This is a genomic window from Pseudomonas sp. B14(2022) (genome assembly GCF_012030485.1).
Taxonomy (GTDB): domain Bacteria; phylum Pseudomonadota; class Gammaproteobacteria; order Pseudomonadales; family Pseudomonadaceae; genus Aquipseudomonas.
On the sequence record NZ_JAAUVM010000040.1, the window covers coordinates 1 to 13,976 of the forward strand.

Here is a 13,976-nt window from a genome sequence, read left to right on the forward strand (position 1 = left end):
CAACACCATGCTGGCAGCCTTGAGCTTGAACTCACTCGAATAAGATTTACGCATATCCAAACACCTCAGATTTGGGCGCTATCATAGCGCCCGATTGAAGTGTCCAAAATCATTAGGCCAGTTCAGCGAGCTTCCAGAATTGTAATGTTCACGCCACCCAATCGTTATCCACGGTTTGCAACTATCAGCCCGGGCCAGATCAATAAGAACGCCCGCCTCCATAAGAAGCTGATAACTGCCAATACCGAGGAGCGAAACATGCGGATCCGTTATTACACCCTTCCCCTTTCACTGATCGCCACATTGCCCCTGGCAGCCGTGGCCGCGGAAGACAAACCTGAAGGGTTTATCGAAGGCAGCAGCGTGAACGTGCTGGCGCGCAACTTTTACTTCAACCGCGATGACCGCAAGGGCCAATCCAGCCCCACCGGGAATGGCTATTCCGAAGCCTGGGCCCAGGGACTGATCGGTAAATTCGAATCCGGCTTTACCCAGGGCACCGTGGGGTTTGGCCTGGACGCCTTCGCCATGGTCGGCGTGAAGCTCGACTCGGGCACCGGCCGCAGCGGCGGCAAGGGCTCGTTCGGCGTGCTGCCGGTGGACAGCAACAACCATCCCGAAGACAACTACAGCAAAGTCGGCGGCGCGGCGAAACTGCGGGTATTGGACACGGTGATCAAGGCCGGCGACGTGTTCCCGCTGACCCCCGTGGTGGCCTACGGCGATTCGCGGGTGTTGCCGGAAAGCTTCCGTGGCGTGACCCTGCAGAACACCAGCCTGGAAGGCCTGACCTTGCAGGGCGGGCGCTTGAGCGGCATGAGCCAACCCAACGAAAGCGGCATGAACAAAGGGTTCGCAACGTTTTACGCCGGCCCGGTCGATTCACCTTGGATCGGCTACTTCGGCGGCGACTACACCGTAAACAAACACCTGAGCCTGAGCCTGTACAGCAGCCGCCTGAAGGACGCCTGGGACCAGTACTACGTCGGCAGCGCCGCCAGTTACCCGCTGAACGAAGACGTCTCGCTGTTCGGCGACGTCAACTACTACAAGGCTGTGGACGAAGGTAAAAAGTTGCTGGGTGAATTCGATAACAGCATCTGGAGCGCCCGGCTCGGCGTGAAGGTGGGCGCCCACAGCCTGGCCGTTTCGCACCAGCGCAACAACGGCGATGACGACTTCGATTACCTGCGCCAGTCGGACTCGATCTTCCTCAACAACTCGATCCAGTACAGCGACTTCAACTCGCCCAAGGAGCGCTCGTGGATGCTGCGCTACGACCTGGACATGCAGCCATTCGGCATTCCCGGCCTGTCGTTCATGGCCCGCTACGGCAAGGGCTCCGGCGCCGACTACAGCAACGCCAACGCGGTGTATATGCGCCGCGATGCCGCCGGCGATCCGCTCACCGACCAACGCCGCTGGGAGCGGGATATCGAAGCCAAGTACGTGGTGCAAAGCGGCAACTTGAAGGATTTATCGCTGCGACTGCGCCAGGCCACCGTGCGCTCAAGTTCATTTGAATCCGACCTTGAAGAAGTCCGCGTCATTGTCGAATACCCACTGGCGATTCTTTAAGACGCGCTTACATTCACTTGCCGATGCCCTACATCTCTTCACAGGTTGAAGTCTGTCAGAACTGTAATATCGGCCTCACCTTCTCGTTAAGTTGCACTTTTTATACTGCGCATCGAACACATCTCATCTCTGCAGCTTTTGTGTAGCTCCTTTGGAACAGAGATGAATTTTATACGCCCCAGCCGGGGCGTTTTTTTTGTGTGCCAGGTCAGTGACGAATCGTCGCACCGGCCTGACGCGGCTTGACCTTAAAGCTACTTCAGGCTCCAGAGTTTTCCTACAGCCTATTCAGCCTCTATGAGGCCATCTCCTTTCGTTTTCCTTGAAGGTAAATCCCCATGCGTATCCTTGTGGTTGAGGACGAGCAGAAAACCGCCGACTACTTGCAGCAAGGCCTGACCGAAAGTGGCTACGTCGTCGATTGCGCCGCCAGCGGCATCGACGGCCTGCACCTGGCCAGGCAGCACACCTACGAACTGGTGATCCTCGACGTCAACCTGCCCAACACCGACGGCTGGGAGGTACTCGAGCAACTGCGCCGTGACGGCAACCAGCGCGTGATGATGCTGACCGCGCGCGGCCGCCTGGCCGACAAGATCAAGGGCCTGGACATGGGCGCCGACGATTACCTGGTCAAACCCTTCGAGTTCCCCGAACTGCTGGCCCGTGTGCGCACCTTGCTGCGCCGCAGCGAACATATCCCGCTGCCGGATGTGCTGCGTGTCGCGGACCTGGAGTTGGACCCGCGTCGTCATCGCGCCTATCGCGGCGACCGGCGCATCGACCTGACCACCAAGGAATTCGCCCTGCTGCATGTGTTGATGCGCCAGGCCGGCGAGGTGATGACCCGCACGCAGATCATCTCCCTGGTGTGGGACATGAACTTCGACTGCGACACCAACGTGGTCGAGGTCTCCATCAGCCGCCTGCGCGGCAAGGTCGACGACCAGAGCGAGGTCAAGCTGATCCATACCATTCGCGGCGTGGGTTATGTGCTGGAGGCGCGCCAATGAGGACCAGCAGCCTGTCGATGCGCCTGGGGCTGACGGTCAGCCTCATGGGCGCGGGGCTGGTCGTACTGCTGGCGACCCTGGCCTACCTGGCCTTGACCCATGAGCTGGAAAAGCTCGCGCGCAAGGGCCTGGAAAGCAAGATGGAACAGATCCAGCACAGCCTGGCGATGGGCCTGGACACCCACGGAATCAAAGCCCGCCCCCACTCGTTGCTGGACCTGGTGATGGGCCATGACAATTTCTACCTGACCATCGTCGGCACCGCGCCCGATAACGCCGTGCTGCTCAGTGTCGGCGCCAAACCCCAGGAACCGTTACTGACCGACTTTTCCCCCCGGGAAACCCTCGGCTACCTCAACTGGGAAGACCAAGACGGCAACCAGGTACTCAGTGCCTCCAGCCTGATGCGCCTGGCCAGCGGCGAGCGCGTGCGCGTGTTGCTGTCGCTGGACCGCAGGGATGACCAGGCGCTGCTCAGTGCCTACCTGCGCGCCACCCTCATCGCCCTGCCGATGCTGCTGATTCTTATCGGCATGGGCGCCTGGGGGCTGGTGCAACGCGGGTTGGCGCCCTTGAAGCAGTTCAGCCATATCGCCGCCCAAGTGACGACCCAGGACCTGACCCACCGCTTATCCATCGACAACCTGCCCAAGGAGCTGGGCGAGTTGGCGCAAAGCATCAACGTCATGCTGCATCGCCTGGACGCCGGCGTGCAGCAGTTGTCGCAGTTCTCCGACGACCTCGCTCACGAACTGCGTGCACCGCTGACCAACCTGATGGGCAAGGCCCAGGTGACCCTGTCCCGTGAACGGCCCAGTGAGGAATACAAGGCCGGACTGGAATCCTGCACCGAGGAAATGGAGCGCCTGTCGCGCATGGTCTCCGACATGCTGTTTCTCGCTCAAGTCAGCCATCCGGCGGCGCGAGCCGGGTTCGGCACGGTGTCGCTGGGCGCGGAAGCACAACGGGTGATGGAGCTGTTCGCCCTGAGCGCCGAAGACAAACACGTGACCCTCAACCTGCGCGGCGACGCCTGGGTGACAGGTGATCGCCTGATGATCCAGCGGGCCATTTCCAACCTGCTGTCCAATGCCATTCGCCACACGTCCGAAGGCTCCAGCGTGCTGCTGCTGGTGGAGACCTACGACCAGAGCGTGTCGTTGTCGGTGGGCAACCCCGGGCGTGGCATCGAAGCGCACCACCTGCCGCATCTGTTCGAACGTTTCTACCGCGCCGACAGCAGCCGTACCCGCGCCGAAGGTGGCACCGGGCTGGGGCTGGCCATTGTGCAGTCGATCATGCACCTGCATCAGGGGCACGCCGACGTCAGCAGCCAGCCAGGCCGGTTTACACGGTTCAGCCTGGTATTTCCTCTTCCTTGCGATGCGCCCACTGGTACAGCGCCGGCAGCACCAGCAAGGTCAGCAACGTAGAAGAAATGATCCCGCCGATCACCACCGTCGCCAACGGACGCTGCACTTCGGCGCCGGTGCCGGTGGCCAGGGCCATGGGGATAAACCCCAGGGAGGCCACCAGTGCGGTCATCAATACCGGGCGCAGGCGAGTCAGCGCACCCTCGTGGATGGCCACCGACAGCGAGCGCCCTTCCTCGCGCAGGTTGCGGATGAAGGCAATCATCACCAGGCCGTTGAGCACCGCCACGCCGGACAAGGCGATAAAGCCAACGCCTGCGGAGATCGACAGCGGAATATCGCGCAGCCACAGCGCCATGATCCCACCGGTCAACGCGAACGGAATCCCGGTAAACACCAGCAGCCCGTCCTTGAGGTTGTTGAACATCATGAACAACAACCCGAACACCAGCAGCAAGGCCACCGGCACCACGATTTGCAAACGCTCGGAGGCTTCCTTCAGTTGTTCGAACTGGCCGCCCCATGTGGTCCAGTAACCTGCCGGGACTTTCACCTGCGCCGTGATCGCCGCCTCGGCCTCCTCCACGAACGACCCCATATCCCGCCCGCGCACGTTGGCACTGACGATCACCAGGCGCTTGCCGTTCTCGCGGCTGATCTGGTTCGGGCCGAGCACCAGGTCCAGGCTGGCGACCTGGGACAACGCAATAAACCCCAACTGCCCCGCCGCATTCCCCGCCAGCGCCGGCACCGGAATCAGCAGCCGCGACAAACCGTCGATGTCAGTACGTAGCGCGTCGGACAAGCGCACGACCATGTCGAAGCGGCGGTCACCTTCATACAGGGTACCGGCCTGGCGCCCACCGACGGCGACGGCAATGGTGTCCTGCACATCGCCGACATTCAGGCCAAAGCGCGCGGCCTTGTCACGGTCGATATTGATGGTCAGCACCGGCAGGCCGGAAGTCTGTTCGACCTTCACTTCCGAAGCCCCCTCGAGGCCTTGCAAGGTCTCGGCAATGTCTGCAGCGGTGGTGTTGAGCACCGCCATGTCGTCGCCAAATACCTTCACCGCCACATCACTGCGCACCCCGGAAATCAGCTCGTTGAAACGCAGCTGGATCGGTTGCGACAACTCGTACGCACTGCCCGGCACAATCGCACTGGCGCGCTGGATATCGGCGATCAGGGCTTCGCGGGACTTGCTCGGATCTGGCCATTGATCCTTCGGCTTGAGCATCACGTAGCTGTCGGAAATATTCGGCGGCATCGGGTCGGAGGCGATTTCCGCCGTACCGGTACGTGCAAATACCCGCTCGATTTCCGGCACATGGGCCATCAAGGTTTTTTCCAGTTGCTGCTGCATCTGCACCGATTGCGTCAGGCTGGTGCCGGGCACGCGCAGGGCCTGTTGGGCGAAGTCGCCCTCACTGAGGCTGGGGATAAACTCACTGCCCATGCGGCTGGCCACCACGCCCGAGGTGACGATGGTCAGCACGGCCAGACCGAACACCAGCGGCCGGCGGGTCATCACCCAGTCCAGCACCGGCGCATAGGCCCGGCGTGCGGTACGCATCACCAGGTTTTCTTCTTCCTTGACCTTGCCGGTGACGAACAGCGCAATCGCCGCCGGTACGAAGGTCACCGACAAAATCATCGCCCCCAGCAGCGCGATCACCACGGTAAACGCCATGGGGTGGAACATCTTCCCGGCCACGCCGGTGAGGGCGAAGATCGGCAGGTACACGACCATGATGATCAGTTGCCCGAAGATCAGCGCACGCCGCGCTTCCTTGGCCGCCGCGAACACCTCGTGCAGGCGCTCGCTGCGGGTCAGCAAGCGACCATGGCGCTGCTGCGCATGGGCCAGGCGGCGGATGGCGTTCTCGACGATCACCACTGCGCCGTCGACGATAATGCCGAAGTCCAGCGCGCCGAGGCTCATCAGGTTGGCGCTGACTTTGTTGGTGAACATGCCAGTAAAGGTGAACAACATTGCCAGGGGAATCACCATCGCGGTGATCAGCGCCGCGCGGATATTGCCGAGGAACAGGAACAGCACCGCGACCACCAGCAGCGCACCTTCGAAGAGATTTTTCTTCACGGTGGCAATGGCTTTTTCGACGAGGTTGGTGCGGTCGTAGACGGTCACCGCCACCACACCGTCGGGCAGCGAAAGGTTGATTTGCTCGAGTCTGGAAGCCACCGCCTGGGACACGGTGCGGCTGTTTTCTCCGATCAACATAAACACCGTGCCCAGCACCACTTCGCGGCCGTTTTCCGTGGCGGCGCCGGTACGCAGCTCACGGCCAATCTCGACCTGGGCGACATTGCGCACGCGGATCGGCGTGCCGTCGGACGTGGTGATGACGATATTGGCGATGTCGTCGATGGACGCCACCTGCCCCGGTGCGCGGATCAACAATTGCTCGCCGCTGCGCTCGATGTACCCGGCGCCGACGTTGGCGTTGTTGCGCTCCAGTGCCGTGACCAGATCGTTCAAGGTCAGGTTGTAGGCCGCCAGGCGCTTGGGGTCCGGGGCGATCTGGTATTCCTTGGCGAAGCCGCCGATGGTGTTGATCTCGGCTACGCCGGGCACGTTGCGCAGCTGCGGCTTGATGATCCAGTCCTGGATCACTCGCAAGTCGGTCGGGGTATAGGGCGTGCCGTCGTCCTTGCGGGCGCCCTCCTCGGCCTCCACGGTCCACAGGAAAATTTCCCCGAGGCCGGTGGAAATCGGCCCCATCGCGGTTTCGATCCCCGTAGGCAATTGCTCGCGGGCCACCTGCAGGCGCTCGTTGACCAACTGGCGGGCGAAGAACAGGTCGGTGCCGTCCTTGAAGATAACCGTCACCTGGGACAAGCCGGAGCGTGACAACGAACGGGTCTGCTGCAGCCCCGGCAAACCGGCCATCGCGGTTTCGATGGGAAAGGTAATGCGCTGCTCGGTTTCCAGCGGCGAAAAACCGGCCGCCGCCGAGTTGATCTGCACCTGCACATTGGTGATGTCGGGCACCGCGTCGATGGGCAGTTTCTGATAGCTGGCGATGCCGACACCGGCCATCAACAGCACTGCCAGCAGCACGATGATGCGCTGCTCGATGGCGAATTGGATAAGGCGCTCAAACATGAGAAATCACTCGCAGGATCAATGGGCGTGCTCAGCCGAGCCCTTGCCCAATTCGGACTTGAGGATGAAGCTGCCGGTGGTGGCCACCTGGGCACCGGCCTCCAGGCCCTGGCGCACTTCGACGTAGCCGTTCTCACTGGCGCCCAGTTCGAGATGGCGGGTGATAAAACCGTCTGGCGTGCGCACGAATACCGACGGTTTTTCCTCGACGGTCTGGATCGCCGCTTGCGGCACGGTGACCTTGGCCTGGTAGGTGTCCGTGGCCAATTGCACGGTGACAAACAGCCCTGGACGCCAGGCGTCATCGGGGTTGGGCACCGTCACGCGCACGGTGGCGGTGCGCGTTTGCTCGCCGAGCAAATTGCCGACATAGGCCACGGTGCCCTGCACATCTGTGCCCATTTCCGTGGAGCTGACCTTCACCGGTTTGCCGAGCCGGACCTTGTTTAAATCCTTGGGAAATACGCCGAAGGTGACCCACACCTGTGACAGGTCAGAAAGCGTGAAGGCATTGCTGGTCTCACTCACCACCTCGCCGACACCGAGGTGTTTTTCCACCACCACGCCTGCGAACGGCGCACGCAGTTCGTAACGATTGCCGCCGACCAGCACGGTGTTGCCGCTAAGTGCGGTCATTTTTTGGCGGGCATTGTTCAAGGCGATTTCGGCTTCTTGCAGGGTTTGGCGCGCCAGCAGGTAATCCTGCTCGGCGGAGATCTTGTCCTGCCACAACTGGCGTTCACGCTGGAAGGTAATACGCGCCAGTTCAACCCGACGCTCGCTGGCCGCCAGCTCACTGCGCTGGTCGGAAATCTGCTGGCTGGCGATCACCGCGAGCAGCTCGCCCTTCTTCACTGCCTGGCCAAGATTGACCTTCACCGACTCCACCACGCCGGCCGCGCGCGGGACGATATGCGAGGTGCGGTCTTCGTCGAAACGCACCTCCCCCGGCAGCGTCAGCAGTGTGCTGATCGACCGGGGTTGGGCCTCGGCGAGTTCGATGCCGGCGGCCTGGATTTGCTGTTCAGTCAGCTCGAGCGTGCCTTCTTCTTCCTCGGCGTTGGTAACGCCGGACAGCATCAGGCCCAAGGCGACGGCAAGCGCCACGCCGTGTCGTTTGTTCATAAGGCACTCCAGAAAAAATCAAAACCGGGCGAGGTCGCCGTAAATCCGTTCGATGCGCAGCCAGGCATCGGTGGCCTGGGCGGTGGCCGCAAGGTATTGGGTGCGCGCCGCGATCAGGGTGCGTTGGGCGTCGAGCACGTCGAGGAAGTTGAACTTGCCCATCTCGAAGCCGCGGGTGGCGCTGTCCACCGCGCTTTGGGCGGCGGGCAGGATCTGCTGGTTGAATGCGCGCACTTCGGTATTCGCGGTTTGCCACAGGTCCAGGGCCTGGCGCGTTTCGGTACGCAGGCGCAATTCGGCAGCGTTGCGCAGGTCGCGGGCCTGGTCGGCACGGCGCGTGGCGGCAAGTACGTTGCCCTGGTTGCGGTTAAACAACGGAATCGGCATCGACACGCCGACCAGGTTCACCCGCTCGCGCACACTGGCGTCGTACTGACTGCCAATGGACACATCCAGGTCGGGAATCCGCTGGGCTTTTTCCAGGCCCACGCTGGCTTCGTTCTGCACGATCTGCAGTTCGGCCAGACGCAGTTCGGCGGTCTGTTCAAGGCGCGCCAACAGTTGCGTGGCGGACGGCAACGGCGGTGTGGAGTGGCTTGGCGTGGCGACAGCGTGGAAGTCGGTCGCCGCGCTGCCGGTACTGGCGGCCAGGCGGCGATAGGCGTCGGTGAGGCCCATTTGCGCGCGGTTGAATTCGAGGCGGATCTCCGACAGTTGCACCTGGGCCCGTGTGGCTTCCACCGGTGAGGATTTGCCGGCGGTCACGCGGCCGTTGGCGACCACCAGCCCGCGCTCGGCCAAGGCCAGGGAGCGCTGGGCCAGGTCGAGACGTTCCTGGGCGCGCAGGGCACCGTAGTAGCCGTCGATCACTTCGGCGCGCAACGTATTGCGGCGCTGTTCCAAGGTCAGTGCGGCGGCGTCCTGGGCACGCGTCGCTACGTCAATGCGGGCACCGCGCTTGCCACCCAGCTCCAGGGTTTGGCTTAGCTTGAGGGTGGTGGTGCGCGTATCGCGACGTGTGTCTTCGGCATCCCAGGACGCCACCGGATTGGGGATCAGCCCGGCCTGCTGGCGACCGCCCTCGGCGATCTCGATGTCCCATTGCGCAGCCGCCAGGTCGGGGTTGTTGGCGAAGGCGGTTTGCAGGGCGGCGTCGAGGGTGAGGGTTTGTGCCTGGGCAATGCTGGCAGCTCCCCACAACAGCGTCGCGCCCAAGAGTTTTTTAACGGAAATTGCCATACGAGAGTTCCACGCCCAAGAAGTCCAAGCGGGGGCAATGTAGCGTTCGCGACTTATCAGAGCGGTGGAGCAAAGATTACAAATCCGACAGCAATGGCTCTGCGGCGGGCGTTATCGGGTATGCTTTTGGGGCAGGAAACAAAAAGAAACAATTTTCCCAACCTGTTCGATAAGGAGTCCCGCCTTGGCGTTATCGACTGCCGCGTGGATGGTTCACGACACCCGCCTCATGCTCTGCGTACTACTGGCCATCGCCAGCATCATCGTGCTGATCAGCGCGACCAAGTTGCCGCCATTCCTGTCGATCCTGATCGGCACCTTTATCGCCGGGGTCGGCGCCGGGCTGCCAGCGGAAGAGGTGGCCAAGGCCTTCAGCAAGGGCGCCGGGGCGATCCTCGGTGAAGCCGGGATCATCATTGCGCTGGGCTCGATGCTGGGTGCGCTGATGGCAGAATCCGGCGCGGCCGATCGCATCGCCACCACCCTGCTCGGGCTGGGCAAGGGCAAGTCGTTGCCATGGGTGATGGCGCTGGTGGCGATGGTGATCGGCCTGCCGCTGTTCTTCGAAGTGGGCCTGGTGATGATGGTGCCAATCATCTTTGTGATGGCCAAACGTTCGAACCAGCCGCTGTTGAAAATCGCCATCCCGGCGCTGGCGGGCATGACCACCTTGCACGCCTTGATGCCACCGCACCCGGGGCCGCTGATTGCGGTGGGCGCGTTGCACGCCGACCTGGGCCTGACCATGTTGCTGGGCTTTTGCCTGGCGGTGCCGGCGGTGATCCTCGCCGGGCCGCTCTATGGCAACTGGCTGTCCAAGCGCCTGCATGTGGATGAGCCGGCCGACATCGGCGCGCTGTTCAGCGCCCCGCCCAAGGCTCCGCGCCAGCCGAGCTTTGGCGTGTCATTGCTGATCATTCTGTTGCCGGTGATTCTGATGCTCGGCAGTACCTTGGCCAAAGTCGCGCTGCCAGCGGAAAGCAGCGTGGGCCTGACTCTGAAATTCCTCGGCGAACCACTGATCGCCCTCGGCCTGGCGGTGATCGCCGCCGTGATCTGCCTGGGCTGGGCCGCCGGGATGCCGCGCGCCGAAGTCGGCAACACCCTGCGCAAGGCCCTCGCGCCCATCGCCGTGTTGCTGTTGACCATCGGCGCCGGCGGCGGCCTCAAGCAAACCCTGCTCGACGCCGGCGTCAGCCAGACCATCAGCAAAGTCGCCGAAGGCGCGCACATGCCGTACCTGCTGCTGGCCTGGTTGATCGCGGTGGCGCTGCGCCAGGCCACCGGCTCGGCCACGGTCGCCACCACCACGACCGCCGGCATCCTCGCGCCGATGATGGCCGGGTTGGCGGCGACGCAAAGCTCACTGGTGGCGCTGGCGATCGGCGCCGGCTCGGTGTTCTTCTGCCACGTCAACGATGCGGGGTTCTGGATGGTGCGCGAGTACTTTGGCTTGCAGCTGAAGCAGACGATTTGGGTATGGTCGGTGTTGCAGACAATTGTTTCGGTCGTCGGGTTGGTCGGTACGCTGGTGCTGTGGCACTTCTTGACCTGACCTTCAGGCCGCCAACGTGTGGCGCTTACCAAACAGCGCCACACTCGCCACCCCCACCGCGCCCATGACCACGCAATACCCCACGCAAATCCACGGGCTGGTCGGCATCAGCGCGATCAGCATCAGCGGCGTAGTACTTGCCCACAGCGCATAGGCGATGTTGTAGGTGAAGGAAATGCCCGACACTCGCACCTGCGCCGGAAACAGGCCGACCATCACCGACGGCACCGCACCGACCACCCCGCAACTCAAGCCCGCTACCGCGTACGCCGCACCAAGCCAGATGCCGCCGCTGATCAGGCTGGCGTACAGCAGGAAAATACCCACTGGCAGCAGCAGGCTGTAGACCAGCACCGCGCGCCAGGCACCGATGCGGTCCACCAGCAGGCCGGCGAGGACGCAGCCGATATTCAGGAAGACGATGCCCAGGGCGCTCAAGGCAAAGGTGTGGCTGGGGCTCATGCCGAAGGTTTTCTGCATCATGGTCGGGGTGATGACCACCAGCACCACCACGGCGGAGGTGAGCACGCAGGTGAGGATCATCGCCGGCAGCAGCACGGCGCGATGGTCACGCAGTACGGTGCGCAGCGGCATCTCGGCGGCGGCCTGGCGGCGGGCCTGCATTTCGAGAAATACCGGGGTTTCGCTGAGCCAGCGCCGCAGCCACACGCCGATCACGCCGAACACACCGCCGAGCAGGAAGGGAAAACGCCAGGCGTAGTCGAGGATTTCGGCCGGGGTGAAGACCTGCGCCAGCAGCGTGGCGGTGAGGGCGCCGAGCAGGTAGCCGAAGGTCAGGCCCGCTTGCAGGAAGCCCAGGGCATAGCCACGATGGTTGCGCGGTGCGTGTTCGGCGACAAAGGTCCAGGCGCTGGGCACTTCACCGCCCACCGCTGCACCTTGCAGCACGCGCAGCACCAGCAGGATCAGTGGTGCGAAGTAGCCGATCTGTGCGTAGGTGGGCATGATCCCGATCAGCAGGCAGGGCAATGCCATCATCAGGATGCTCAGGCTGAACACGCGCTTGCGCCCCAGGTGATCGGCGAAGTGCGCCATCAGGATGCCGCCCAGCGGGCGCGCCAGGTAACCGGTGACGAAGATGCCGAAGCTCTGCAGCAGGCGCAGCCACTCGGGCATTTCTGGCGGGAAGAACAGTTGGCTGAGGGTCAGCGCAAAGAACACGAAAATAATGAAGTCGTAGATTTCCAAGGCTCCGCCCAGGGCGGCCAGGCCCAGGGTTTTGTAGTCGGAGCGGGAAAAACGCTGCGCCTGTGGAACAGAGGTGGCAGTCATGTGGAGGCTCGGCAGACAAACAAAATGGCGTGCAGGTTATGAGCTGAGCCGGTTGATGGCAATCGCGGCAGATATATTTGTTTTCCTCATGGATCGATGAAGATAACTGCATTCCCATATCAATGGCCGTAGCGGAACATGCCGGAAAATTGCCGACACCATAATAAATACAAGAGGAAAGACTCGTGGCCGATGCTATCGAAGAAAGCCGCTATGCCCGATTTGCCCTGCGCTGCTCGAACTTTGCCGAGCGCTGGTTCCCCGACTCCTGGGTGTTCGCCGCCCTCGCCGTGATCATCGTCGCCGTCGCGACCCTGGGCATGGGCGCCGCGCCGACCGAAGCCGCCAAGGCCTTTGGCGACGGGTTCTGGAGCCTGATCCCGTTCACCATGCAGATGGCCTTCGTGGTGATCGGTGGTTACGTGGTCGCCAGCTCGCCGCCGGCGGTCAAGCTGATCGACCGCCTGGCACGCATCCCGAAGAACGGCCGCTCCGCCGTGGCGTGGGTCGCGTTGATTTCCATGGTGGCGTCGCTGCTCAACTGGGGCCTGTCCCTGGTGTTCGGCGGTTTGCTGGTGCGTGCGCTGGCCCGTCGTACGGATTTGCGCATGGACTACCGTGCTGCGGGTGCGGCGGCCTACCTTGGCCTTGGGGCGGTGTGGGCATTGGGGCTGTCGTCTTCGGCCGCACAATTGCAGGCCAACCCGGCCAGTTTGCCGCCGTCGATCCTGTCGATCACCGGGGTGATCCCGTTTACCGACACCATCTTCCTGTGGCAATCCGGCGTGCTGTTGCTGGCGCTGATCGTGGTGTCGCTGATCATCGCCTACGCCACCGCGCCCGGCCCCAACAGCGCCCGTGACGCCAAGGCCTGTGGCGTCGACCCGGCCTTCAACCTGCCCAAGCTGCAACCACCGACCCGCCCCGGCGAATGGCTGGAACACAGCCCGTTGCTGACCATTCTGCTGGCATTGCTGGCGGCGGGCTGGTTGTTCCATGAATTCTCGACCAAGCCGGCGATCAGCGCGATTTCAGGGCTGAACACCTACAACTTCCTGTTCATCATGGTCGGCGCCCTGCTGCACTGGCGCCCGCGCAGCTTCCTCGATGCGGTGGCCCGTGCAGTGCCGACCACCACCGGCGTATTGATCCAGTTCCCGTTGTACGGCTCGATTGCGGCACTGATGACCGTGGTCAAGGGCGGCGACGGCCAGACCCTGGCGCACCATATCTCGACCTTCTTCACCTCCATCGCCTCCCACGACACGTATGCCCTGCTGATGGGCGTGTACTCGGCGGTGCTGGGTTTCTTTATTCCGTCGGGCGGCGGCAAGTGGATTATCGAAGCGCCTTATGTGATGCAAGTGGCCAATGACCTGCAATACCACCTGGGCTGGGCGGTGCAGATCTACAACGCCGCCGAAGCGCTGCCGAACCTGATCAACCCGTTCTATATGCTGCCGTTGCTGGGGGTTTTAGGGTTGAAGGCGCGGGATTTGATCGGGTTTTCGTTTGTGCAGTTGCTGGTGCATACGCCGCTGGTGTTGTTCCTGCTGTGGGCATTGGGGACGACGTTGAAGTATTTGCCGCCCGTCATGCCGTAGAGCACGGTGTTTCTGATGAAGTGCGTCGGGGTTGTCCTACTCAATAAGGTGACACCCCCTGGCTCC

General features: G+C 62.7%; 9 protein-coding genes. 5 read left to right on the top strand and 4 right to left on the bottom strand.

The genetic code is table 11. From position 1 onward, the window contains the following. Positions 1-258 precede the first annotated feature (258 nt). From HCF10_RS30435 to HCF10_RS30445, 3 genes are all read left to right on the top strand, one after another. A complete protein-coding gene (locus HCF10_RS30435) occupies positions 259-1,578 on the top strand; it encodes an OprD family porin (RefSeq protein WP_167657047.1) in 1,320 nt (439 codons plus the stop codon). A 338-nt stretch (positions 1,579-1,916) separates the two neighbouring features. Then, positions 1,917-2,591, top strand: a complete 675-nt coding sequence (locus tag HCF10_RS30440) for a heavy metal response regulator transcription factor (RefSeq protein WP_131700444.1) — start codon at positions 1,917-1,919, stop codon at positions 2,589-2,591. Then, positions 2,588-4,024 carry a heavy metal sensor histidine kinase gene (locus tag HCF10_RS30445; protein ID WP_167657048.1) on the top strand — a complete coding sequence of 479 codons (1,437 nt, stop codon included), beginning with the start codon at positions 2,588-2,590 and terminating at the stop codon, positions 4,022-4,024. The genes HCF10_RS30440 and HCF10_RS30445 overlap by 4 nt, the downstream gene beginning before the upstream one ends. On the opposite strand, the gene HCF10_RS30450 is transcribed toward HCF10_RS30445, so the two are convergent. The 3 genes from HCF10_RS30450 to HCF10_RS30460 are packed head-to-tail and all read right to left on the bottom strand — an operon-like array spanning position 3,948 to position 9,458. Beyond that, the gene (locus HCF10_RS30450) at positions 3,948-7,094 is read right to left on the bottom strand and encodes a CusA/CzcA family heavy metal efflux RND transporter (protein WP_167657049.1); all 3,147 of its coding nucleotides are present in this window, start codon (positions 7,092-7,094) and stop codon (positions 3,948-3,950) included. The genes HCF10_RS30445 and HCF10_RS30450 overlap by 77 nt on opposite strands. Positions 7,095-7,112: 18 nt before the next feature. Continuing rightward, complete coding sequence (locus HCF10_RS30455) at positions 7,113-8,219, bottom strand: efflux RND transporter periplasmic adaptor subunit (protein WP_167657050.1); 1,107 nt, start codon at positions 8,217-8,219, stop codon at positions 7,113-7,115. Positions 8,220-8,237: 18 nt separating this feature from the next. Further along, positions 8,238-9,458, bottom strand: a complete 1,221-nt coding sequence (locus HCF10_RS30460) for a TolC family protein (protein WP_131700448.1) — start codon at positions 9,456-9,458, stop codon at positions 8,238-8,240. Between the two features lie 184 nt (positions 9,459-9,642). Here HCF10_RS30460 and HCF10_RS30465 point away from each other — a divergent pair, with 184 nt between their 5' ends. Continuing rightward, positions 9,643-11,013: a GntT/GntP/DsdX family permease gene (locus HCF10_RS30465; RefSeq protein WP_092489073.1), complete on the top strand. Its 1,371-nt coding sequence runs from the start codon at positions 9,643-9,645 to the stop codon at positions 11,011-11,013. Between the two features lie 3 nt (positions 11,014-11,016). Here HCF10_RS30465 and HCF10_RS30470 read toward each other — a convergent pair whose 3' ends face one another. After that, positions 11,017-12,306 carry an MFS transporter gene (locus HCF10_RS30470; RefSeq protein WP_131700449.1) on the bottom strand — a complete coding sequence of 430 codons (1,290 nt, stop codon included), beginning with the start codon at positions 12,304-12,306 and terminating at the stop codon, positions 11,017-11,019. A 185-nt stretch (positions 12,307-12,491) separates the two neighbouring features. Here HCF10_RS30470 and HCF10_RS30475 point away from each other — a divergent pair, with 185 nt between their 5' ends. Continuing rightward, on the top strand, positions 12,492-13,910 hold the full coding sequence (locus HCF10_RS30475; RefSeq protein WP_090409727.1) for a short-chain fatty acid transporter: 1,419 nt from the start codon (positions 12,492-12,494) through the stop codon (positions 13,908-13,910). Positions 13,911-13,976: the final 66 nt, after the last annotated feature.

Bases quoted from the DNA above. Each gene is read 5' to 3' on its own strand.
- HCF10_RS30445 (WP_167657048.1), top strand. From the start codon at position 2,588: ATGAGGACCAGCAGCCTGTCGATGCGCCTGGGGCTGACGGTCAGCCTC.
- HCF10_RS30460 (WP_131700448.1), bottom strand. From the start codon at position 9,458: ATGGCAATTTCCGTTAAAAAACTCTTGGGCGCGACGCTGTTGTGGGGA.
- HCF10_RS30450 (WP_167657049.1), bottom strand. From the start codon at position 7,094: ATGTTTGAGCGCCTTATCCAATTCGCCATCGAGCAGCGCATCATCGTG.
- HCF10_RS30455 (WP_167657050.1), bottom strand. From the start codon at position 8,219: ATGAACAAACGACACGGCGTGGCGCTTGCCGTCGCCTTGGGCCTGATG.
- HCF10_RS30435 (WP_167657047.1), top strand. From the start codon at position 259: ATGCGGATCCGTTATTACACCCTTCCCCTTTCACTGATCGCCACATTG.
- HCF10_RS30440 (WP_131700444.1), top strand. From the start codon at position 1,917: ATGCGTATCCTTGTGGTTGAGGACGAGCAGAAAACCGCCGACTACTTG.
- HCF10_RS30470 (WP_131700449.1), bottom strand. From the start codon at position 12,306: ATGACTGCCACCTCTGTTCCACAGGCGCAGCGTTTTTCCCGCTCCGAC.